Source organism: Fibrobacter sp. UBA3629, from assembly GCF_002374005.1.
Classification (GTDB): Bacteria; Fibrobacterota; Fibrobacteria; order Fibrobacterales; family Fibrobacteraceae; genus Fibrobacter.
Genome location: NZ_DFLC01000035.1, coordinates 69,823 through 91,111, shown reverse-complemented (window position 1 = coordinate 91,111; position 21,289 = coordinate 69,823). Strand labels below are relative to the sequence as shown.

At 54.0% G+C, this 21,289-nt stretch carries 19 protein-coding genes and 1 tRNA gene; 12 read left to right on the top strand and 8 right to left on the bottom strand.

From position 1 onward, the window contains the following. Positions 1–231: 231 nt before the first annotated feature. A tRNA-Lys gene (locus B2310_RS10820) sits at positions 232–304 on the bottom strand. Positions 305–384: 80 nt separating this feature from the next. Here B2310_RS10820 and B2310_RS10815 point away from each other — a divergent pair. Next, the gene (locus B2310_RS10815; RefSeq protein ID WP_290731404.1) at positions 385–1,398 is read left to right on the top strand and encodes a hypothetical protein; all 1,014 of its coding nucleotides are present in this window, start codon (positions 385–387) and stop codon (positions 1,396–1,398) included. Between the two features lie 11 nt (positions 1,399–1,409). Next, entirely contained in the window at positions 1,410–2,108 is a 699-nt protein-coding gene (locus tag B2310_RS10810; RefSeq protein ID WP_290731401.1) for a hypothetical protein, read from the top strand. On the opposite strand, the gene B2310_RS10805 is transcribed toward B2310_RS10810, so the two are convergent. Next, positions 2,091–3,245, bottom strand: coding sequence for a glycosyltransferase (locus B2310_RS10805; protein WP_290731398.1), 1,155 nt, complete (start codon positions 3,243–3,245; stop codon positions 2,091–2,093). The genes B2310_RS10810 and B2310_RS10805 overlap by 18 nt on opposite strands. A 79-nt stretch (positions 3,246–3,324) precedes the next feature. Between B2310_RS10805 and B2310_RS10800 the strand changes: the two genes are divergently transcribed. Genes B2310_RS10800 through B2310_RS10785 form a run of 4 tightly spaced genes read left to right on the top strand, consistent with a single transcriptional unit; the run spans position 3,325 to position 7,755 of the window. Beyond that, positions 3,325–4,272 (top strand): glycosyltransferase, encoded by a 948-nt coding sequence (locus tag B2310_RS10800; protein ID WP_290731395.1) that lies wholly within the window; start codon positions 3,325–3,327, stop codon positions 4,270–4,272. Continuing rightward, entirely contained in the window at positions 4,272–5,387 is a 1,116-nt protein-coding gene (locus B2310_RS10795) for a glycosyltransferase family 4 protein (RefSeq protein WP_290731392.1), read from the top strand. Before B2310_RS10800 ends, B2310_RS10795 begins: the two co-directional genes overlap by 1 nt. Further along, positions 5,384–6,337: a glycosyltransferase family 2 protein gene (locus tag B2310_RS10790; RefSeq protein ID WP_290731389.1), complete on the top strand. Its 954-nt coding sequence runs from the start codon at positions 5,384–5,386 to the stop codon at positions 6,335–6,337. The genes B2310_RS10795 and B2310_RS10790 overlap by 4 nt, the downstream gene beginning before the upstream one ends. Further along, positions 6,331–7,755 (top strand): capsule assembly Wzi family protein, encoded by a 1,425-nt coding sequence (locus B2310_RS10785; protein WP_173380754.1) that lies wholly within the window; start codon positions 6,331–6,333, stop codon positions 7,753–7,755. The genes B2310_RS10790 and B2310_RS10785 overlap by 7 nt, the downstream gene beginning before the upstream one ends. Positions 7,756–7,768: 13 nt before the next feature. Here the strand turns inward: B2310_RS10785 and B2310_RS10780 are convergent, their stop codons facing one another. The 4 genes from B2310_RS10780 to dapB are packed head-to-tail and all read right to left on the bottom strand — an operon-like array spanning position 7,769 to position 11,138. Further along, positions 7,769–8,191: a PTS sugar transporter subunit IIA gene (locus B2310_RS10780; protein ID WP_173380753.1), complete on the bottom strand. Its 423-nt coding sequence runs from the start codon at positions 8,189–8,191 to the stop codon at positions 7,769–7,771. A gap of 19 nt (positions 8,192–8,210) precedes the next feature. Further along, complete coding sequence (locus B2310_RS10775) at positions 8,211–9,236, bottom strand: aminoglycoside phosphotransferase family protein (RefSeq protein WP_173380752.1); 1,026 nt, start codon at positions 9,234–9,236, stop codon at positions 8,211–8,213. 54 nt (positions 9,237–9,290) lie between these two features. Next, entirely contained in the window at positions 9,291–10,307 is a 1,017-nt protein-coding gene (locus B2310_RS10770) for an ABC transporter permease subunit (RefSeq protein ID WP_173380751.1), read from the bottom strand. After that, positions 10,308–11,138 (bottom strand): dihydrodipicolinate reductase, encoded by an 831-nt coding sequence (dapB, locus tag B2310_RS10765; protein ID WP_173380750.1) that lies wholly within the window; start codon positions 11,136–11,138, stop codon positions 10,308–10,310. A gap of 216 nt (positions 11,139–11,354) precedes the next feature. Here dapB and B2310_RS10760 point away from each other — a divergent pair, with 216 nt between their 5' ends. Then, a complete protein-coding gene (locus B2310_RS10760; RefSeq protein ID WP_173380749.1) occupies positions 11,355–11,681 on the top strand; it encodes a helix-turn-helix domain-containing protein in 327 nt (108 codons plus the stop codon). Between the two features lie 14 nt (positions 11,682–11,695). Here the strand turns inward: B2310_RS10760 and ruvX are convergent, their stop codons facing one another. Continuing rightward, a complete protein-coding gene (gene ruvX / locus B2310_RS10755; RefSeq protein ID WP_173305466.1) occupies positions 11,696–12,109 on the bottom strand; it encodes a Holliday junction resolvase RuvX in 414 nt (137 codons plus the stop codon). Between the two features lie 87 nt (positions 12,110–12,196). After that, positions 12,197–12,988, bottom strand: coding sequence for an outer membrane beta-barrel protein (locus B2310_RS10750; protein WP_290731379.1), 792 nt, complete (start codon positions 12,986–12,988; stop codon positions 12,197–12,199). Between the two features lie 165 nt (positions 12,989–13,153). On the opposite strand from B2310_RS10750, the gene B2310_RS10745 reads away from it, so the two are divergent. The 5 genes from B2310_RS10745 to B2310_RS10725 all read left to right on the top strand — a co-directional run bounded on the left by B2310_RS10745 (position 13,154) and on the right by B2310_RS10725 (position 21,289). After that, positions 13,154–17,587 (top strand): acyl-CoA dehydratase activase, encoded by a 4,434-nt coding sequence (locus B2310_RS10745; protein WP_290731376.1) that lies wholly within the window; start codon positions 13,154–13,156, stop codon positions 17,585–17,587. Positions 17,588–17,613: 26 nt separating this feature from the next. After that, a complete protein-coding gene (locus tag B2310_RS10740) occupies positions 17,614–19,209 on the top strand; it encodes an ABC-F family ATP-binding cassette domain-containing protein (RefSeq protein WP_290731373.1) in 1,596 nt (531 codons plus the stop codon). A 134-nt stretch (positions 19,210–19,343) separates the two neighbouring features. Further along, a complete protein-coding gene (locus tag B2310_RS10735; protein ID WP_290731370.1) occupies positions 19,344–20,444 on the top strand; it encodes an outer membrane protein in 1,101 nt (366 codons plus the stop codon). Beyond that, positions 20,444–20,980: a hypothetical protein gene (locus tag B2310_RS10730; protein ID WP_290731366.1), complete on the top strand. Its 537-nt coding sequence runs from the start codon at positions 20,444–20,446 to the stop codon at positions 20,978–20,980. The genes B2310_RS10735 and B2310_RS10730 overlap by 1 nt, the downstream gene beginning before the upstream one ends. A gap of 111 nt (positions 20,981–21,091) precedes the next feature. Beyond that, entirely contained in the window at positions 21,092–21,289 is a 198-nt protein-coding gene (locus B2310_RS10725; RefSeq protein ID WP_173380743.1) for a hypothetical protein, read from the top strand.

Genomic DNA, 21,289 nt, shown 5'->3' with positions numbered 1-21,289 from the left:
TAGAATATGATGTCCGGCAACGAGTTCGAATAAGGCGAGAGTCGCGACAAAAAGCTGGCTTTTTGTCATGACCGAGCCGCGTGAACACGCGCTTGAACAAAGTGAAAGCGCCGTGGGAGTAGATCTAACAAATGCTTACTCAAAAGCCGAATGAGACAAACCCATTCGGTTTTTTATTTAGTCTGCAAGGACGAAAAAACCGGCCCCGACAATTCGGAACCGGTTTTTCACTGAGCTATGAAGGGCTCGAACCTTCGACCCACGCCTTAAAAGGGCGTTGCTCTACCAACTGAGCTAATAGCCCGAGCAGACCAAATATACGAAAAAAACGCTTTTTTGTAAAGGTCGGCGGTTCGTTTTTTGCTTTTTTTGTAAATTTAGCACATGAATCTGAAGGGTAAAGTCATTTCGTTTGTCGCATGCGGATTGTTGTCAACGACAAGTGCAAGCGCATACTTTTCCCAAGACGACCAGGGAAACGAAGTGTTCTCTTTCATGAGCACTTTCGACAGTCCCCGTAACGCGGCCCTCGAAAAATCAGCAGCGGCTGTCCCCTCCACCGACCCTACCGTCGTTCAAATCAACCCGGCAGCACTGCGCATGCCGGACGGGATCAAGCGCATCGGTGAAATCCACTGGCAAACAGGCGACATGGCAGACAACCAGGGGTCCATCTCCTACACGTCCACCTACAAGCAGTTTATCTACCAGATTTCATACAACTGGCTCGACTACGGAACAATCAACGGCTACGACGAATACGGAAACGAAACCGGGAAGGACTACAACCCCTTCAGCCAGCTCGCGACAGCGACCATTGCGTTTCCGATGACCCACATCCACGTCGGTGCTACAGCCAAGTTCGCAACCGAAACTCTCGCCGACGACAAGGGCGACCGCACTGCCTGGGGCGCCGCCTTCGACTGGGGCATCTCGTGGCAATCGTCCAGTAAATTATTCGGATTCGCTCTCACGGCACGCGACTTCGGTTCTCTCCTTCGGGACTACACCGACGATTCGCAAGACGACTACTACCCAATGTCGCAGACATTCACCATTGCCGGGTATTACAGGCCGGTCATCCTTCCGAGGCTCACAGTCACAGCCGCGAGCGAATTTCCGCGTTATGCGGAGTCCCGCCTGGAACTTGGCGGGGAATACGCTCTTGGCGGAAGCTTCTTCGTCCGCGCCGGTTTCACCCGCGCCTGGCTCGACATCACCCGCGACTTCAAGCAGCTCATCTCGGCAAGCAGCAGGCCCGACGAATCCCAGTCCGGGCGCATGCTCAGTGCGGGCCTCGGCTACACGAGTCAACTATTCTCCCTCGACTACTCCTTCTCCTACCTCGCCCAGGGGCTCGGTTTCGAGCACCGCATCGGTCTTCGCGTAGGGCTGTAGCGGAGTGACCCATGCGGCAGTTCGATGTTTTTGTATGGGGCGACAGGATGGCGCCTCCCTTCACGGACAAGGCTCTAGGGTGGTTTTCCACAGACAGATTTAACGAACAGCTTTTAGATAGCGATGCCGAATGGATCGTTTTCGCCCACAGTTCCATACAAATCGACCGCAAATTCCTGAACGACCTCGCCGAGACAATATCCTCGTTTCCTATGGTCGACGCATTCGCCCCGCGCATCCACGACACGACTACCGGGAAATTCCTTTCGGGATTCAGGTTCGACAAGCGCACAGGGATTGCTATGCTCGAAGAAAACGCCCCGCTCCGATACGTGGCCGCGCCGCACCCCTATTTAGCAGCATTTTCGCGCCGCATCGTCCAGCGCACCGGCAGATTCGATGACGAACTCTCGACGGAAGAACAGCTTGCAGATTATTCCTTCCGCATGCTCCATGCCGGAGGATCGATGTTTTCCGTTCCCTACCTAGTCGCTTCGGGAACAGCCGCAGGAACCCCCTACGGCAACATCAACGACCTTGCCTACGCCATGGTCAAATCATTCGGACTGTGGAAATCACGGCGGTTTCTGCTGCGACATGCCGGTTGCATCCACCATTTATGGGCCAACCGCAGGGCCCTGCAAGAAAAACGCGAAAAAGCAACCCTTCTCAGTAAGCTAAGAAAAGAGAGTCTAGACAAACTTTTCTAGGAACTCGCAAACACGGCTTGCAAATTTTTCCATGGAACAGCGTTCCAGCAAGGCTTTCGCAGCCGTTTCTTCAACGACATTTTCGCCAGCAAGCACGCGGTCAAGAACTGCGGCATAAGCCTCGGCATCGGTCGGCGGATCAACAAGAGGGCATACGCCAGCAAGGTTTTCCCTGACAGCCGACGTCGCGGCCCCGACCGCAGGCGTGCCACAAGCGATAGCCTCGATAGGCGGAAGCCCGAAGCCCTCCAGAAAACTCGGATAAACCATCAAGTCGGCATGGCGGTAGAACTCACGCAATTCCAAAGCTTTGAACTCGTTAAAATGGAACACGTTGTAGAGTTTCTTCTCGTTCACGATGTTCCTGAGCCGCTCCGAGAACTTGCCTACACGCACGAAGGCCACATCGGGACGAAGGCGAGCCATTTCGAAATATGTATCGATATTCTTGCGCGGCTCGTCAAGGCTCACGTTCAGGCACATGCCCTTGTAATTGCGCATCCCATGTTTTTTGCGGAACGCGGCACGTTCTTCCTGTGTCATGGGTGAATCCGGCATATTGAACAATGCGGAATCAATCGGGCAGCCGATTACCTTCCCCGGCGCATCAGCCATCTTCTTGCCAAAATACTTGGCAGCCTCGCCCCGGGTCCATTCGGAATTATAGACAAAAGAATCCGCGCAGACTGTCGGACGAATAAAGAACATGTTCAACAGCCTGAACTTGACACTGTGCGGGTAGAGCGTCTCGGCAAACGTATCGTGCACGAACATCACCGATTTAGCAGACGGGCATGCCGATTTTGCCATGGGGACCAGGAATCCGAGTTCCGGACGGATAAAGAACACGATATCCGGGGCAATTTCGCGCAACACCTTTTTCAGGGGAGAACGGAATGCAAAAAATCCCGTATAGAGCGACTTCGCCCATACCTCGTGCGCCGTAAACCCGCGAGTATCCGCGACCGACATCTTTGCCGATTTTTCCGCATTCACCTCATCCGGAAAAAACTTCGGTGTCTTAAGCCAAAGCACATGCGCATCGAACTTTCCGCATACGGCATCGAGCAAGTTCATGGTCAAACGGCCAAAACTCGTGCGTTCGTTCTTGTCGCAAATAAACACTATCTTGGGCATGCCGGGCATATATCGATAAAAATAAAAAAATTAACTGCATGGCATAAGCCCAAATAACAAAGATTGCTATATTCGGATTATGGCCAGAATCTGCGTAGTCCTTGCAACCTACAACGGCGAAAAGTATCTTTCGAAGATGCTTGATTCTCTCGTGGCGCAAAGCAGGCCGGCAGATGTCATTATCGCGGTCGATGACGGTTCAAAAGATTCGACATGTGAAATTCTTGAAAAATACAGAGATACACTCCCCCTACAAATCGAAGCGCTCCCGCAAAATACGGGCCATCGTGCCGCATTCTCGCATGCGCTCACCCTCGCCCAGAAGTTTATTACCGAAGACGACCTGATCGCTCTTGCCGACCAGGACGATGTCTGGCTCCCGCAAAAGCTCGAAGTTCTAGAGAAGAAAATCGATTCGACCAAGACCTCGCTCGTCTTTGGCGATGCCGAAGTTATCGACGGAGACGGAAACAAGATTGCCGATTCTTGGCGTGAATTCGCAAAAATTGAGAAACACATTTCTATCGAGCATCAAATCGCCGGCATCAACAACGTGACCGGCTGCATGTCGCTTTTCAGGGTTTCCCTTCTGGATGCGGTACTCCCTATTCCCGAAGGAGTCTCGGTTCACGACCGCTGGATTGCGATGATTGCCGATAAAAACGGCGGAATAGCGGCAACCGACGTTTCCGTCATCCAATACCGCATCCATGGAGCAAATGCCGTAGGCGGTGTTCCGGACAAGTCAATGCGAAAGACACTGGAAGAACGCATCCGTTGGGTAGAGACTTTGCTCACCCACAGGGAACGACTCAAACTGACCGAAGCAGAGATTCTGTTCGCAAACGAGCTGATAGATCTTTCCAGAACTCGTCTACAGAAACCGCTCGTTCTCTCGAAACTTCCCTGGATTATCCGCCACCATAGAAAGCTGTTCCTAAAAGACTCGCCCATCAAGACTTTAAAACGCGAACTGTTTTCTGCAGTAGGGCTTCCACTCGCCCATAAAATCTTTGGTAAAGACTAATGCGTATCGGGATCGACATAAAGTGCTTGCGCTACAACAATAGTGGCATCGGCCGCTATCTTACTCAGTTGCTCAATGCACTCCAGGAAATCGACTCAAAGAACGATTATTTTCTCTTTTCGCCGCAACCCATAGACTACCCCCTTACGAATCCCCGTTTCAAGGCGTGCCCGAATCCTGGTAACAGGTTCTTCAAGAAACTGCCAGGAATCTTATGGCAACAGAAGGTTCTACCGCAATTGCTGGACGAAAACAGCATCGACCTTTTTTGGGGCCCAGAACAGACGATTCCCCTGCGGAAGACCAGATGCAAGAAAGTTCTGACCGTACATGATTTCGTTTATCGTCGATATCCCGAAACCATGCGCCGCTCAGTACGCTGGATCAACACCCTCATTGGGGAGAAATCTATCCGGTGCGCAGATTTCATCGCAGTCAACTCGGACTTCACCCGGCAGGAACTCCATCATTTCCTGCCAGATTTCCCGATGGAAAAAGTCAAGGTCATCGCATGCGGCATCAGCAACGCGCTCCCGCCGCCACCCGCAGAAAGAAAGAAGCAGTTCCTTTTTGTCGGAAGCCTGGAACCCCGCAAGAACCTGAAGAACCTGGTTGTCGCTTTGGAAAAATTGGCAGACAAGGGAATACACGTCCCCCTGAACCTCACGGGCCCCAAAGGCTGGAACAACAGCAGCGAAAACAAACTCATCCAGAATTCAAAAATCGCAAGCGACATCCACCACCTCGGATTCGTCAGCGATGAAAGACTGCAGGAACTTTATTCAACAAGCGCTGCAGTCATATTCCCTTCTTTCTATGAAGGATTCGGCCTGCCTGTCCTAGAAGCCCTTAAATGCCGCACCCCCGTACTCACATCAAAAGATTCCGTCATGGAGAGCATCGCAAAAGGGTGCGGAATTTATTTTGACGCACATGATCCTGATTCCATTGCCGCCGTCATCGAGTCCTTCCTCAATAAAGGCGAATTTGAAATTCCCTTAGACAAGGAAAAGGAGCGCATCGAGATTCTGAATCAGTACCAGTGGGAAAATTCAGCCCGATTGCTGCTACAGGCATTCGACCAGCTAGTTCCATCATGCGAGGCAGGAAAATGAAAACCGCCATCATCCTCGTCACCTACAACGGCTGGGAAATGACGCAGAACTGCCTGCGCGACCTTTCCGCACAGTTGGCAGACAAAAAAAATTATATTGTCGCCGTAGCCGACAATGCCAGCACAGACGGAACTCCAGAAAACATCAGAAAAAATTTTCCTTCGGTCCATGTATACCCATGCGAAGGCAACCTCGGGTTCGGCAGGGCCAACAACCTTGCCATCCGCTCTCTCATTCGCGACGGCGAGAACTTTGACGCAATTTGCCTCCTGAACAACGACACGCGATTCGACAGCCAAATGATTCCGCAACTGCGAGATGCGTTCGACCTGCAAATTAAAACCTACAAATACGCCATCGTCGTTCCACGTGTCCAAAATCCCGACGGAAGCGAACAGCCCAACTACTTTGCGGGTCTCGGTCCCGAAGGAATCGGGAGCATTCCTTTCTTCACAAATGCTTTCCGCAACGAAGCACTGGCGGCAAGAATCTTGCAGGGCAAGCCTGCATACAAAGGCGGCTATGCCGAAACGCACTGGGCAAGCGGGGTCTGCTGGATGCTCGGCAGAAGCCTCTACGACGAGCTCCAGAAAGAGGGCGAATTCTTCGACGAGCGGATTTTCATGTATTACGAAGATGCAGACCTTGCCCTACGCGCACGCAAACTGGGCGCACGATTCTTCATCTGCAACAAAGTCGAACTGACCCACCTCGGAGGCGGCTCATCCGAAGGCAACCTCAAGCGCGCCCTTCAGCACGACCGCGCCCAGCAATACGTATTCAAGAAGCATTTCGGATTCCGCGGATACCTGCTATCAAAATCGTTCCGCTTCTGCCGAAGCCTTGTCCGCATTGCGGCAAGCCTTCCCCGCTGTCTCGGGAAGAACGGTTCGGGAAATCGCGCCTACGTCAAGCATCACTTAGCCCTCCTCAAGGAGGCTCTATGGTAACGCTTATGAAATATTTAACCCTGCTCATCCTTCTTGCAACAATATGCGCAACAGCAAGTGCGCCCCCTACGCCTGCTCACTTCACGTTTGTCGACTCCGCACGCAACTACGAAGTGAACATCCGGGCGCAACTCGTCGATTCCGTCGCCATCACGAACTTCGAGAATGCGCCAACGCACTACGACAACGAGATGTCAGTCCGCCTTTTCCTGGATGGGCATTTCACGGATGCTTTTCATTTCGAAGCCCAGGTCAACGTAAACAACGACTTCACCAACAGGGAAATCTTCGACAACTTCTACAATCCGAACGAAGGCCTCCCTTACAACAAGCAGAGCGAAAACAGGCGCACGTGGGACCAGTTCGCAGCCAAGGTCGATTACACGCTCAAACCGTTTACGCTGCTAGCCGGATTCGACTACATCGAATTCGGACCCGCGCGCCACAACCATGTCATCCTACGCGGAGACAGGTCGTTCTACCGCCCATGGCAGGATTCTTCGAGCCGACTGTGGATTCCCGCCCCCACGCCCTACTTCGGCTACAAGTTCTCGATTGGCCCTATAGACTATACGCAATATGCAGCCAAGTTGTTCGAAGTAAAAAACAAGGGCAAGTACATGCATGCTCATAGGCTCAACCTGCGCCTGCCCAAGAACATCACGCTAGGGCTTTCCGAAACCGCCATTTACGGTTCTACAACGGAACCCGCAAACACCAATCCCAATGCCGATGCCGACAGCACCGACCGCGACTTCGAATGGAATTATGTCATCCCGTTCATCATGTACAACTTCCAGGAACACATACAGGGAGACCAGGACAACATCTCCCTCGCGTTCGACCTGAGCGTCCGCACGATACCGCACTGGGAATTTTACGGCGAGCTCCTCTGGGATGACATGAAAACTCCCACAAGCATGTTCGATGACAGCTGGTGGGGCAACAAGTGGGCTGCGACAATTGGCGTCGCCCGCGACAGCCTCTACATCGGCCCCGTCCGCCTCGACATGTTCTCCGAATACACGCGCATCGAGCCCTGGGTTTACACGCACCACAAGGGCGGAGGCTATACCTATGCCAGCTACTCGCAAGACCTCGGCAGCGACCTCGGACCCAACAGCCAGGAAATCCACACCGAACTGAGCGCTTCATACAAGTTCATAACGGCGACTCTATTTGCAAGCCAGGTGGCAAAGGACACCGCATTCGGCGGAAACATCGACGACATACATGGTCCCCAGGATGCCATAGATAAGAAGTTTCTGAACGACGAGACCACCCAGAAATACACCGAGCTTGGCGCAAGGCTTTCGCTTTCTCCTTGGGGATGGATGGATTTCCGAGCCGGATACGCCCGCTACTTCGGCGACTACAAGGGTTACCGCGCTTACGCCACCGGCACCCTGCAATGGTAGGCCACAACAAAACCTAGAACAAGGACTTGAGTTCTTCGTCGCTCTTGGCGGCAATCGCCCGCGCTTTCCATTCAGGATCAAGCAGCATTTTCGCCAACTGCGCAATCACGAGCGTATGCGCCGTGGCCGACTCCGCGGGCGAAAGCAACACGCACAAGAACTGAGCCCTTTCGTTACCTCGCGTATTCACACCGGCAAAGCCATCAGGGCAAACGGCGAACGCGGCCAGCGGCTCAGCGAGCCCTTTTACGCGCGTATGCGGCAACAGGAGTCCATCTCCCATGTAGATCCCCTGCGCAACCCGTTCGCTCAGGCTATTCCACACGGCATGCGCATCGAACGAGACTCCCGAGTGAACAAGGGCGTCATAGGCAAAACCAAGCGCTCGACTAAAAGGCTCGGAAGCAGAATATTGCTTAAAATAAAGCGGGAGCATGGTTCTCGACGCTGAAAATCTAGCCGTTCAGAGCCTTCTCGATAAACTCGATGGCCTCGGGCTCGGTCGCCTTTACAATCTTTTTGAATTCGCCAAGCAACGCGAGAAGCTGCTTTTTACCGGGCTCGATGTACTTTTCAAACTTCTGGATACCCTTGACCCTGCTGAGGAAGCAGTAGGCACCGAGAGCCTGCATCAAGCGCTGCAAGCTGGCTTGGATAAAGCTGTCCCACGCGTCTTCCTTGGTATAGGCCTGAACGCGCTTGTTCTGCATGCGCCAATATTCAAAGAAGTCCTTAATCATTTCAACCGGCAAGGAGACATACGGATCCCACAGGAGGCTCGCGATATCGTAGAAAGCGGACCCACGGCGGGCACCCTGGAAATCGACAAAGGCGATTTCGGAATTCGGGCGGACCATGATGTTCTGGCTCTGGAAGTCGCGGTGCATCAGCACCTTGGGTTGAGCATCTACAGCCACGGCCAGGAGCGAGAAACAATTGCGCACGCTCTGCGGAATTTCCTTGATACCCTTGAGGCCTTTCAGGTAATTTTCGGTAAAGTAATCCGTTTCCCACTTGAGGGCAGCAAAATCGAAGCGCCTAATCCATAGTTCCGTATGGGAACTGAATATGGACTGGCTAGCCTCCTGCCACTTGACTAGGGCGTCGATGACCGTCGGGTAGATGATGCGTTCGTTGCCGGAGCGGTGCAAAGGATCGACCGGCAGCACTTCGTCGAGGAGGCAACGCTTGCCCAGGTCTTCTTGCAGTACCTGGCACATCGTCTCGTCGACAGCGTAGACCTGCGGCACCGGCAGCCCGTAATTCCTGAATGTCTTGGAATAATCCACAAAATGCCTAAAGTCATCGTTCACTTCAGCACAGACCTGCAACACGCACGACCTGGAACCTTCGGAAATGCGGAAATACTGGCGGCCCGAGCCTGCCCCCGCAATCGAGGAAACGGTAAAATTCTCGGAATAGCAGCGAGAAAGCAGATAGTCTTTGATAACAGGAGAAATTTGCAAGGATTCGTTACTCATGATTTTTAATATAGCAAATAAAAAATTCTAGTTATCGGTCATTGGTCATTGGCTTTACGAGAACTTGATTCTCGGGTCCACGAGCGTGTAGAGGATATCGCTGAAGAGGCGGCCCACCATGGCCATGAGGCTGCTCAGGAAGATGATGCCCATGACCACGTTGTAGTCGCGGTTCACCATGGAATTGTAGTACAAAAGGCCCATGCCGTCGATGTCGAAGACCTTCTCGATAAGAAGAGCGCCCGCGAACATGAGCGTGCAGATTTCGGAGAGGCGGGTGGCAATCGGGATAAGCGCGTTGCGGAGCGCATGGCGAACGAGCGCCTGGTTGAAGCTCATGCCCTTCGCGAGAGCGGTGCGCATGTAGTCCTTGCCCAGTTCCTCGAGCGCGGAATTCTTCATGAGGAAGGTGAGGAACGCGAACTCGCTAATCATGTAGCAGAAAATCGGAAGAATCAAGTGGTGCCCGAGGTCCACGATTTTTCCAAACAAACTAAAATCCTCGAAGTCGTCGCTCGTGAGGCCCCCCAGCGGGAAAATATCGAGGTACGACCCGCCCGCAAGGAAGATAATCAAAAGGATACCCAGGGCATAACCCGGCATCACGTAGCCCGAGAAAATGATACCCGAACTGAGTGAATCAAGCTTGCTCCCGTGATGCACCGCCTTCCAGAGCCCGAGGGGAATACATACAAGATAACTTAGGAAGAACGACGTGATTCCGAAGAAGAGCGATATCGGGAAACGGCTCACGATGACGTCCCATACCGGGAGGCCATAAGTGTAGCTCGAGCCCAGGTCCAGGTGCAGTACGTTCCAGAGCCAAGTCAGGTAGCGCTTCCAGGCGGGCTGGTCAAAACCGAAGTACGCCTGGATTTGTGCTATCTGGTCGGGCGACAAGGCCTTGGAGGCATCCACCCCGCCCTTCATGGCGGCAGCCTGCTGCGCACGCGAAATCATTTCCTCCACGGGGCCGCCCGGCAACAGCTGGATGAGAATAAAGCACACCAGCGAAATCCCGATAAGCGTCGGGACCATGAGCAGCAGACGTCGGAGGATATACGAGCGCATTTACCTCATCTTTCCGGAACGGAGAACGTCCATCATGCTGAAGGGCTTGGCAGTTCCGTTTGCAAGGTGGCACGCGAGGAAGTTCACCGCATCCACGGTACCTTCGGCGTAAATCTTGCGGCCGCACACGTTGTGCTGGAACTCGAAATGCACCGTACCGTCGGCGCTGTCGAGGCTGTAGGTGTGGAAGGCGTGACCGCCGAGGTATTCCTCGGGCACGTGCATGCGTTCCATCTGTTCTTTTTCGTTGCGAACCTTCTCGATGTCATCGACGGAGAAATCGAATCCCATCTTCTGGAAATCTCCCACAACGGCCTTCGCCGTACCGCTCGTGTCGGCCTTCGTCTTCTGGTGGCTTTCCACAACGGAGAGCTTGTAGCCGCTGAACGCCGTCGGGAATTCCTTCGCCAAGAATTCAATCATGCTCTGGAAGGCGACAATCTGTTTGGCCATGTTCGGGGCAATCACGCTCGGGTGGTTCGCTTCGGCTACGAGTTTCGCAAGCGCCTCGCGGTCACCGCCGGTAGTACCCATCACGAAGGGAATCTTGTGCTTCACGTAGAATGCGGCGTTGTCGTTTACAGCCGTCGGGTGCGTGTAGTCGATGCAAATCATTTTCGGGTACTTGGCCAGTACCTCGCCAATGCGTTCTTCGCGGTTGCTCGGCTTCAAGAGCTGGATGGTCTTCCCCGCCACCTCAGCCTCGTTTTCCACGATAATCTCACCCGTCAACGAATACGGGACAAGTTCCAAGCCGCGTGCAACGCAAGTTTCGGCCACAATACGGCCCATATTGCCCGGAATTCCATTTACCATTACTTGTACAGACATAAAAACTCCTGTTTTTGGAGTGGAAAATAGAAAAAAAGCAGAATAAATCTTCTTTCCTCACGGAAAATCACCTTTTTTTGTAAACATGTGGTCTTGGTTTTACATATTTTGTAATTCAGTGTTTACAGGAAAAGGCAATTAGCAAAAACTTGTGTTCACAACATGCTGTTTTATGTTTTCACAACCGCTAGTTGTTTTTTTTTAAATAGTTCTACCATGAAACTGAAGAACGATGAAGAAAAGGCCTTTGACCTGGAACTTTCTAAAATTATTAAAGCCAGAAGAAGCGAACTCAACCTTACTCAAGAATACATAAGCTTACATTCCGGCGTTACTCGAATCACCATCGGCAAGTGGGAACGCGGGGAAAAGACCCCAATCAGTTTCGACCTCTACAACGTTCTCAAAATTCTCTACAAGGACCCGTCCGAATTCTGGGCCACACTGCACCAGCAATTCGAAGCCAACGCCTCCCCGATTCGTAAAGCGGCCGACAAGAAAAAATACCAAACCTACGTGGAACAGACCCGCAAGAAAAAATAACCCGACCGTTATTTTCAACCGTTCTCATCCAACCATCTTTGCAGAATAATGGCGGCGGCCAACTGGTCGATTACCGCCTTATTTTTTTGCTTTTTCTTCTTGCTAAAGTAAGAAGTCTTTTCCTGCGCCTGCACGCTGGAGTAAGATTCGTCCTGCGTGTACACGGGCAGGCCCGGAAACCGCAGTTTCAAATCCTCGACGAACTTTTCCACAACCACGTTCTTGCCGTCGGTACGGCCATCGGGGTGATACGGCATTCCCACCACGAACGCATCAATCTTGTTCACCTTCACGAGTTCATCGAGCCGTACAAACAAGTTTGTCGTCTTCTGGTCAATGGTTTCGCGTGAAAATGCCATACGTAGCTCGGAATCGGCAAAAGCGACCCCGACGCGATGTTCTCCGTAATCTAGAGCCAAGTAGTTCATCAGGACGAAATATAAAAAAAGAAGCCCGCTAAAAAACAAGAAGCCCGGCTAGAAGCCGGGCCGACTTGCCGTTCAGCGAGACCTATCTTAGAGGAGGTAGGTCAGCGAAAGCTGGATGTTCCAGGCGCTCGGATTGTCTTCAACAGCATCGCTTACGCCGTTGAAGTCGTACATGAAGCGGAGACCGACGTTCATGTCGCGGCCACCCTGGTGGAACTGCGCACCGGCACCGAGAACAAGCGATACATAAACGCCGCTGGTCTCAATGTCTTCGGCGGCGACAAGAGCGCTTGCGTAGGCGTCAGTCTCGTTGCCGTAGGAATCATAGTAGTTGTACTGCGACGAGTACATGTCAGCAAGGCAGAACGCAAGACGGAGACCGCCTTCCACGTAGAGGAACGAAAGCGGTTCGAAACGGGCGAGCACGGGCACGTCCATGAGGATTTGCGAGATGCCCTGTTCAAATTCGTATTCGTAACCCGAAGCCCCGGGAACGGGAGCGCGGTCGGTGGTTTCACTGAAATAGCGGAAGATGAAGTTCACTTCGGGAGCGACAGCCAACTGCTTGTTGATGTAGTAACGGAGGGAACCGCCCACATAGCCGCCAATGGCAGAAAGATCGCCAAGACCGCCGAAGCCGACGCCGATATGACCGCCAAGACGGAATTTCTTGTAGTCGGTATCGTCAGAAGACTTTTCCGCAGCAGGAGCGGCGGTCTCGGCTTCTTCGGCGGGTTCAGCCTGGGTGGATTCCTCAGTCGAGTAGCTGCTTTCTTCGGTTTCAGCGGGGGTTTCTCCGTAATTCTCGTCGTCGTACTGGGCGAACGAAGGAACAAAAGCAAAGCCAAGCGCTATTGCAAGTACTGTCAATTTCTTCATAGATATTCTCCTCATGAAAAGTTTGTGAATTTGTTCGTTAAAAATAACAATAGCCCGAGCAGATGTCAACAAAAAATTCAATTTTCTTTTTTTTGCGAATTTGGGCATTTAACGGCCCCGTTTGCCTATAAGCCCCACCCCATTTTTTCTATCTTTACGACCACTATGAGCAATTTGAAGAATGATTTGTGGGTCGGCGTGGACGTAGGTTCCACCACCGTGAAGATTGCGGTCGTCGATCCCGAGACCAACAAGCTTTTGCATTACACATACCAGCGCCACAACGCCATGCAGGCGAAAAAGGTCTACGAGGTCCTGCGGGAAGCCCACGGGCTCTTCCCGGACAAAAATTTCAGGGTAGCCTTCTGCGGTAGCGGCGGCCAGCCCTTCGCCGAAGCCACGCACGCCTTCTTTGTGCAAGAAGTGGTGGCAAACGCCCTCGCCGTGCGCGCCACCTATCCCGAATCGCGCGTTGCCATCGAACTCGGCGGCCAGGACGCAAAGGTCGTTTTCTTCGAAAAGGACAAGACAACCGGCAAGCTCATCGCAAGCGACATGCGCATGAACGGCGTGTGCGCGGGCGGTACCGGCGCATTTATCGACCAGGTGGCCGAACTCCTCCGCATCAAGACGGAAGCATTCGAAGGTTTCGCCAAGCGCGGCCAGAAGGTCTACGAGATTTCGGGCCGTTGCGGCGTGTTCGCGAAGACCGACATCCAGCCGATGCTCAACAACGGCATCGCCAAGGAAGACATCGCCCTTTCGAGCTTCCACGCCATCGCGAAGCAAACCATCGGTGGCCTTGCCCAGGGCATGGAAATCAAACCGCCCGTGATTTTCGAGGGCGGCCCGCTCACGTTCAACCCGACGCTCGTACGCGCGTTCAAGGAACGCCTCGGTATTAACGACGAGCAGGCAATCGTGCCGGAACACTCCGAAGTGCTCGTCGCCATGGGTGCAGCCCTCTCGCTCGGCTCCATGTTCGCGGGCCAGGAATGCCATTACCGCATGGAAGGCTCGCTCGACGCCCTGGTGCACTTCAACGAAGTCCGCCAGGCCGAAAACAAGGCGAAGGCCGCCGCCGACCTCTTCTTCAAGAACGAAGCCGAATACAAGATGTTCCTCGAGGAACACAAGATGGCCGACAACCACTACCCGCAGCCGGCCTCGGGTTCGACCATCAACGCCTACCTCGGTATCGACGCAGGTTCCACCACCACGAAGTTCGTGCTCCTGGACGAGCAGGACAACGTGATTGACGGGTTCTACGCCAGTAACGACGGTGAACCGCTCGCCGTCTTGAAGCGCGCCATGAACGAGCTCGCCGACCGCTACGAGGAATACGGCTGCAAGCTCAACATTTTGGGCGTGGGCACCACCGGCTACGGCGAACAGCTCTTCGCAAAGGCCGTCCATGCCGACTACCATACCGTGGAAACGGTCGCGCACGCGAACGCCGCCCAGCGCCTGTGCCCCGACGTAAGCTTCATCCTCGACATCGGCGGCCAGGACATGAAAGCCATCTCCGTGCAGGACGGCGTCGTCACCGGCATCATTTTGAACGAGGCCTGCTCCTCGGGTTGCGGTTCCTTTATCGAAACCTACGCCCGCAGCCTCGGCATCCCGATGGAAAAGATTGCGGAACTCGCGTTCAACGCAAAAAGCCCCTCGCAGCTCGGTTCCCGCTGTACCGTGTTCATGAACAGTTCCATCATCACGGAACAGCGCGACGGCAAGCAGCCCGAAGACATCATCGCGGGTATCTGCCGCTCCATCATCAACAACGTGTTTACGAAGGTTATCCGTATCCGTAACCTCAACACCCTCGGCAAGAAGGTCGTGGTGCAGGGCGGTACGTTCAAGAACAACGCGGTCCTCCGCGCCTTCGAGCAGTACACCGGCCTCAAGCCCATCCGTCCCGAACGTCCGGGCGAAATGGGCGCTATCGGTATCGCGCTCCTCACCCGCAAGTTCATGGAAGAGAAGCGCAAGGAAAATCCGGACCTCAAGTCGAGCTTTATCGGCCTCGAGGCCATGAAGACCTTCAGCTGGCACAACCAGCCGGGCCAGCTCTGCCAGTACTGCACCAACCACTGCTCCCGCACCATCGTCACGTTCAGTGACGGCCAGAGTTTCGTGACGGGCAACCGCTGCGAACGTGGCGAGGTCACCGCCGACCCGAACGACCCGAAGACGAAGGCCCTCATCGCCGAAATCAACAAGAAGATGCTCTCCGTGCCCGACATGATCAAGCGCACGAACCAGCTGTTGGTCAAGGACTACGCCCCGGCAAAGCTCGTCGAGAATACGGGCAAGACCATCGGTATCCCGCGCGTGCTGGAATTCTGGGCAAGCCTCCCCTTCTGGAAGGCGTTCTTCACGAGCCTCGGTTATACCGTCGTGGTAAGCCGCCAGAGCGACTACAAGATGTTCGAAGCGGGCCTCCACAGCGTGCCCTCCGACACCGTGTGCTTCCCGGCAAAGCTTGTACACGGTCACGTGCTCAGCCTCATTGAAAAGAAGGTCGACCGCATCTTCTTCCCGATGATGGTTGCCATCCCGAGCGACCACACCAAGTTCACGGCAACATCCGTTTGCCCGGTGGTGCAGGCCTACCCGAACGTTTGCAAGAACACCGACGAGCCCGAAAAGAATTACGGCGTCCCCATGGACCAGCCGATTTTCCACTGGTTCAACACCAAGCTCCGCAGAAGCCAGACCGTAGACTGGTTCCACGAACACTGGAAACTCGACAAGAAGCTCCTGGACAAGGCCGTGACCGAAGGCGAGAAGGCTCTCAACAGCTACCGCACGACCCTTTTGGAAGAAGGCCAGAAGATTCTCGACGACGTACGCGCGAAGAACAGTTTTGCCGTGGTGATTGCGGGCCGCCCCTACCATGCGGATACGCTCATCAACCACAACATCGCGAGCCACTTTACCGCCATGGGCATCCCGGTGCTCACCACCGAATCGCTCCCGGGCGTGTACGACCAGGATGTGCCGAGCCACACCCGTATCGAAATCAAGAACACCTTCCACTTGCGCATGATTGGAGCCACCATGATTGCGGCGAAGGACCCGAACATCGAACTCGCGCAAATCGTGAGCTTCGGATGCGGTCACGACTCAATTTTGACCGACGAAATGATGCGCATGCTGCACCTTGATTCCAACAAGGAAATGCTCATGCTCAAGCTCGACGAGGGCGACGCCCGCGGCCCCGTGGGCATCCGCATCAAGAGCTTCATCGAGACGGTGAAGGCACGCCGTGCGGCAAACCTCCCCGACAAGCCCGAAAGCCACGAACCGCTATACCACACTCCGTTCGTCGCCGAAGACAAGCAGCGTCGCCGTATCCTCACGCCGAACCTCTCTCCTGCATTTACCGTGCTCGCGAGCGAGTACATGAAGCGCGAAGGCTACATCGCCGAATACCTGCCCGTGGCCGACAAGGAAGCCATCGAGCTCGGCAAAAAATTCGTGCACAACGATATCTGCTTCCCCTGCCAGGTGAACATCGGCGAAGCCCTGAAGTGGCTCGTCAATCACCCGGATGTGCCGCAGAACGCTGTCTCCATGTGCCTTGCAAAGAACTGCGAGAACTGCCGTGCCGTGCAGTACGCGGTACTCGCCCGTAAGGCCCTCGACGAGGCCGGTTTCAAGGACGTCACCATCATCACAACCGGCGTGGACTACAAAGGCATGCACCCGGGCTTCCAGCTCGGGCTCGACTTCCGCCTCCACATGCTGTGGGGCCTTGTCACGATGGATGCCATCGAGACCATGTACCGAGCCCTGCGACCCTACGAAGTCAACAAGGGCGACACGCAAAAAGTCTACGACGAGTGGATGCCGAAGGTTATCGCCGTGGCAGGTCACCTCACCACCACGCAGCTGGTGCGCCCCTCCAAGCTCATCGAGGTCTTCGAGCAGTGCATCGAAGCGTTCAATGGTGTCGAGATTACCGAAGATCGCAAACGCGGAATCCGTAAGCCCCGCGTAGCGGTACTTGGCGAAATCCTCATGAACTACCACCCGAGTGCAAACGGGTTCGTGGAAGAATACCTCATGAACAACGGGATGGAAGTCTACCTCCCGGGCATGACGGACTTCTTCCGCGTCGACGAAGTCGTACGTAGCGAAAAAATCAAACGCGGATTCTCGGCGAACCCGCTCATGGACCGCGTGGAAGGCGGCGTGACGGCGAAGGTCTACACGCATGCCGTAGAAACCGCCCGCAAGTCCATGCACAAGTTCAAGCTCTACGAACACCACGCAGACTGCTACGAGCTCAAGGACTATGTCACCGACATCATCGACCCGACATACAACACCGGCGAAGGATGGCTTATCCCGGGCGAAATCCTGTACAATGCGCAACATGGCGTGAACAGCTACATCATCTTGCAGCCGTTCGCCTGCCTTGCAAACCACATCAGTGGCCGCGGCCTCACCAAGGCCGTGAAGGAGCGTTGCCCGCACGTGCAGATTCTTTCGCTCGACTACGACCCGGACACCAGTTTCGCGAACATCGAGAACCGCCTGCAGATGCTCATCATCAACGCTCGCGAACTTGAAAAAGCAAATCAAGCCTAACCCCATTTATCATTTATATATAATACATGCTCAACGTTTCCAATGTCAGTCTTCAATACGGTAGCCGCGTCCTCTTCAAGGAAGTGAACCTCTCCTTCAAGCGCGGCAACTGCTACGGAGTCATCGGTGCCAACGGCGCCGGAAAGTCCACGTTCCTTAAAATCCTTTCGGGCGAACTCGAACCCAACACCGGCGAAGTCACCAAGGACCCGGGCGAACGCATCGCCGTCCTCAAGCAGGACCACTTCGCCTACGAACAGAATACCGTCCTCGAAACAGTCATGATGGGCTTCCCCGAACTCTACGAACTCGGCAAGAAGCGCGACGAACTCTATGCGCTCCCCGAAATGACGGAAGAACAAGGCATGCAGGCCATGGAAATCGAGACACGCTTCGGCGAAATCGGCGGCTACGAAGCCGATTCCAACGCGGCCGTGCTTCTGAAGGGCCTCGGCATTCCTGAAGATTTGCACTACAACCTGATGGCAGACCTCGACGGTGGCCAGAAAATCCGCGTCCTCCTCGCGCAGGCTTTGTTCGGCAACCCGGACATTCTCCTGCTCGACGAACCGACAAACCACCTTGACCTGGAAACCGTCGGCTGGCTCGAAGACTATCTCGAACGTTTCGAAAACATCGTGATCGTGGTGAGCCACGACCGTCACTTCCTCAATGCGGTCTGCACGCACACCTGCGATATCGACTACGGCAAGATTAACATCTACGGCGGTAACTACGAATTCTGGTATGCAGCTAGCCAGCTCGCCCAGAAGCAGAGAAAGGACCAGAACCGCCGCGCCGAAGAAAAGATTGAAGAATTGAAGGCGTTTATCCGCCGCTTCGCCAGTAACGCCGCCAAGGCCAAGCAGGCCACCAGCCGCAAGAAGCTTTTGGACAAGATGACCGTCGAAGAAATGCCGGCATCGAGCCGCAAGTTCCCGTGGGTCAACTTCAAGATGGACCGCGAACCGGGCAAAATCGTACTCGAAGTCAAGAACGCGACCATCGACGGCGGTGACGGAATTATTTGCAAGGGACTTGACTTTAGTCTCAATAATGGGGACAAAGTAGCACTCGTCGGCGAATACGACACGCTCAAGACCGCCTTCTTCCAGCTCATCGCCGAAGAAACCAAGGCACCCGATGGCGTACTCAAGTGGGGCAACACCATCAGCTACAGCTACTTCCCCAAGAACAACGATGCCTACTTCGGCACGGACCTCTCCCTCGTGGATTGGCTGCGCCAGTACAGCAAGGAACAAGACGAAACCTTCATCCGCGGATTCCTCGGCCGAATGCTCTTTACCGGCGAAGAAGCCCTCAAGAGTGCCAACGTTCTTTCCGGTGGTGAAAAGGTGCGCTGCATGCTCTCCAAGATGATGCTTGCAAACGCAAACTGCCTCTTGCTCGACGAACCGACCGCGCACCTCGACCTCGAAGCGATTACCGCCCTCAACAACGGCCTCACCGCATTCCAGGGCCCGATTATCTTCTGCTCCCAGGACCACGAATTCGTGCAAACGGTCGCAAACCGCGTGCTCGAACTCACGCCGAACGGTGTACTCGACCGCAGCATCACCTTCGACGAATGGCTCGAAAGCAAAAAAACAAGGAAAAAATAAAAGATTAACCCCTAAATGGCGCATTTTATCGTCATTTTTCGCACACAAATCAGCAAAAAGGCCGTTCCATAGGAAAGGCCTTTGCTTTTAACGTTTTTTTTTATATTTTGTATGCATAAACAAGGAGGAACACCATGAAAAAGTTCATTCGAAGCATCTTGATTTCTGCCGCTATTTTCGCAGCCTATGCGACCGCCGCAGAAAAAGTCTACATGCCGCCAGTCGGCACAACGAACATCCACAGCGACTACGGCATTGCAGCCCAGAAGCTCATGAAGACCTACATTGAAGACGACGGCCGCTTCATTCTCATTGAAGGAACCGTCGAAGACAGTGTCGACATCAGCAAGCCGGAAACCCTCAACAACAAGGCCGTATCCAAGGGTTGCTCCAAGATCCTCATTGCCGAATTCACCCGCCTGGGCGAAAACGTAATCCTGTCCTTCAAGCTGTACAATACCGGAAGCGAAGCACCTATCTGGCAGGACCGCCTCAAGGCAGCAAACCCCGATGACTTCGACCCGATTATCCAGCGCGTGGCCCGCACCATCGGCACAAAGCAGAAGGCGACCAACGAGCAGGACATCTATAACGTCACCCAGAACGAAACCAAGCAGCCCAAGCGCATGAAAGCGTATTCCTACTTCGGCTTGGGCCTTGGCGGCATGGTTCCGCTCTCCCCCTCCGTCGACATGGCTCCCGGTCTCAACATATTCGGCATGTACGACACCCAGAGCTTCCTCATCGGCCTTGATGCGAACTTCTGGGGCATGAGCGACGATTCCCGCTACAACTACCTAGACTTCGCCATTTCCGCCTACTACGCCTTCGGCCGCAAGTTTATTGCTCCTTACATCGGTGGCGGTATGAACTACTCGGCCGTCGACTACAATACCGACGTTACGGTCCATTCCAAGGTCTCACGCTACGATTCTTCCATTAAAGATTACAAGACGACCGAAGAAGACACGAAGAAGAGCTACTCGGATTCGAAATCCGGCATCGGAGCTTTCGTCGGCGGCGGCGTGATGCTCAACCGCGCAAGCAACATCGTCCTCTTCGCCGAAGCCAAGTACTTCGTCAACTTCTACAAGCTGGCAGAACCCAAGGATGAGATTACCGACGAAGAATGGAACAAATACGACAGCTGGGATAGCGACAGCGATCTGCCCAGCAAGTCCCGCAAGCTCTTCCAGGGATTCATGTTCAACCTCAAACTGGGCTACGGGTTCTAATGAAGTACGCAAGCAGGTTCTTATGTGTAGCCTGCCTGGCCTCATCGCTTAGCCTTTGCGGTTGCTTCTTCAGCCAGACAAAAATCATGGCTGCAGATGGCCGCAACTACGAAGTGTACGGCAACGGAGCACTTCTTTGCGAAAGTAGCCAGGACTGCAAGATTTCACAGCGAGGAAGTCCGCACACTCTAGACTTGGAACTCGTCAAGAACGGCAAAATCGTGGGCAGCAAGTCCATCCGCCGCGAAATGACGACCGCCAGCGTGCTCTGGGGCTTCTGCACCTACTTCACTTCGCTGTACCTGTATCAGGCATACCCCGACGAAGTTTTCATTCCCATCAACTACAGGAACTACTCGGAAACAGAATCTCCGTCAGGGCAGAAGAGTCCATGGGACACTTCGCCACTCTCCGAAAGTGAAAGCGTCTGGGACAAGGGTCCTTCGCCAAGCAATAGCGAGACAAACGCCGAACCGGCGACCGGGCCTGCGGCGCCCGCCGAGCCCCCCGCCCCCTTGGTACCAAACGAATACTAAACGAAACGCAGCCCGGACAAAACCGGGCTTTTTCGTGTGAAAAGCGCGTTTTTACTTGACAACAAGCGAAATATTTTTATATTTGGCACGTAACCCAAAGGATGGTAGTAAATGTTGAATAAAAAGAATTTTGTTCTTATTGCAATCGGCGTTTTACTGCTCGCAATCGGATTCCTTTGCCTCGCCACCGGCCCGGCAGATAATCCGGTAAGCCTCACGGTTGCTCCTCTCATCCTGGTCGTTGCCTACGTAGTCGTGATTCCTCTCGGAATCCTCTGGACCGGCAAAAAGCAGGACAAGCAGGATTAA

What these genes read in the sequence shown, in the direction of transcription:
- B2310_RS10815 (WP_290731404.1), top strand. Translation starts at nt 385, where the DNA reads ATGAATCTGAAGGGTAAAGTCATTTCGTTTGTCGCATGCGGATTGTTG.
- B2310_RS10810 (WP_290731401.1), top strand. Translation starts at nt 1,410, where the DNA reads ATGCGGCAGTTCGATGTTTTTGTATGGGGCGACAGGATGGCGCCTCCC.
- B2310_RS10805 (WP_290731398.1), bottom strand. Translation starts at nt 3,245, where the DNA reads ATGCCCAAGATAGTGTTTATTTGCGACAAGAACGAACGCACGAGTTTT.
- B2310_RS10800 (WP_290731395.1), top strand. Translation starts at nt 3,325, where the DNA reads ATGGCCAGAATCTGCGTAGTCCTTGCAACCTACAACGGCGAAAAGTAT.
- B2310_RS10795 (WP_290731392.1), top strand. Translation starts at nt 4,272, where the DNA reads ATGCGTATCGGGATCGACATAAAGTGCTTGCGCTACAACAATAGTGGC.
- B2310_RS10790 (WP_290731389.1), top strand. Translation starts at nt 5,384, where the DNA reads ATGAAAACCGCCATCATCCTCGTCACCTACAACGGCTGGGAAATGACG.
- B2310_RS10785 (WP_173380754.1), top strand. Translation starts at nt 6,331, where the DNA reads ATGGTAACGCTTATGAAATATTTAACCCTGCTCATCCTTCTTGCAACA.
- B2310_RS10780 (WP_173380753.1), bottom strand. Translation starts at nt 8,191, where the DNA reads ATGCTCCCGCTTTATTTTAAGCAATATTCTGCTTCCGAGCCTTTTAGT.
- B2310_RS10775 (WP_173380752.1), bottom strand. Translation starts at nt 9,236, where the DNA reads ATGAGTAACGAATCCTTGCAAATTTCTCCTGTTATCAAAGACTATCTG.
- B2310_RS10770 (WP_173380751.1), bottom strand. Translation starts at nt 10,307, where the DNA reads ATGCGCTCGTATATCCTCCGACGTCTGCTGCTCATGGTCCCGACGCTT.
- dapB (WP_173380750.1), bottom strand. Translation starts at nt 11,138, where the DNA reads ATGTCTGTACAAGTAATGGTAAATGGAATTCCGGGCAATATGGGCCGT.
- B2310_RS10760 (WP_173380749.1), top strand. Translation starts at nt 11,355, where the DNA reads ATGAAACTGAAGAACGATGAAGAAAAGGCCTTTGACCTGGAACTTTCT.
- ruvX (WP_173305466.1), bottom strand. Translation starts at nt 12,109, where the DNA reads ATGAACTACTTGGCTCTAGATTACGGAGAACATCGCGTCGGGGTCGCT.
- B2310_RS10750 (WP_290731379.1), bottom strand. Translation starts at nt 12,988, where the DNA reads ATGAAGAAATTGACAGTACTTGCAATAGCGCTTGGCTTTGCTTTTGTT.
- B2310_RS10745 (WP_290731376.1), top strand. Translation starts at nt 13,154, where the DNA reads ATGAGCAATTTGAAGAATGATTTGTGGGTCGGCGTGGACGTAGGTTCC.
- B2310_RS10740 (WP_290731373.1), top strand. Translation starts at nt 17,614, where the DNA reads ATGCTCAACGTTTCCAATGTCAGTCTTCAATACGGTAGCCGCGTCCTC.
- B2310_RS10735 (WP_290731370.1), top strand. Translation starts at nt 19,344, where the DNA reads ATGAAAAAGTTCATTCGAAGCATCTTGATTTCTGCCGCTATTTTCGCA.
- B2310_RS10730 (WP_290731366.1), top strand. Translation starts at nt 20,444, where the DNA reads ATGAAGTACGCAAGCAGGTTCTTATGTGTAGCCTGCCTGGCCTCATCG.
- B2310_RS10725 (WP_173380743.1), top strand. Translation starts at nt 21,092, where the DNA reads ATGTTGAATAAAAAGAATTTTGTTCTTATTGCAATCGGCGTTTTACTG.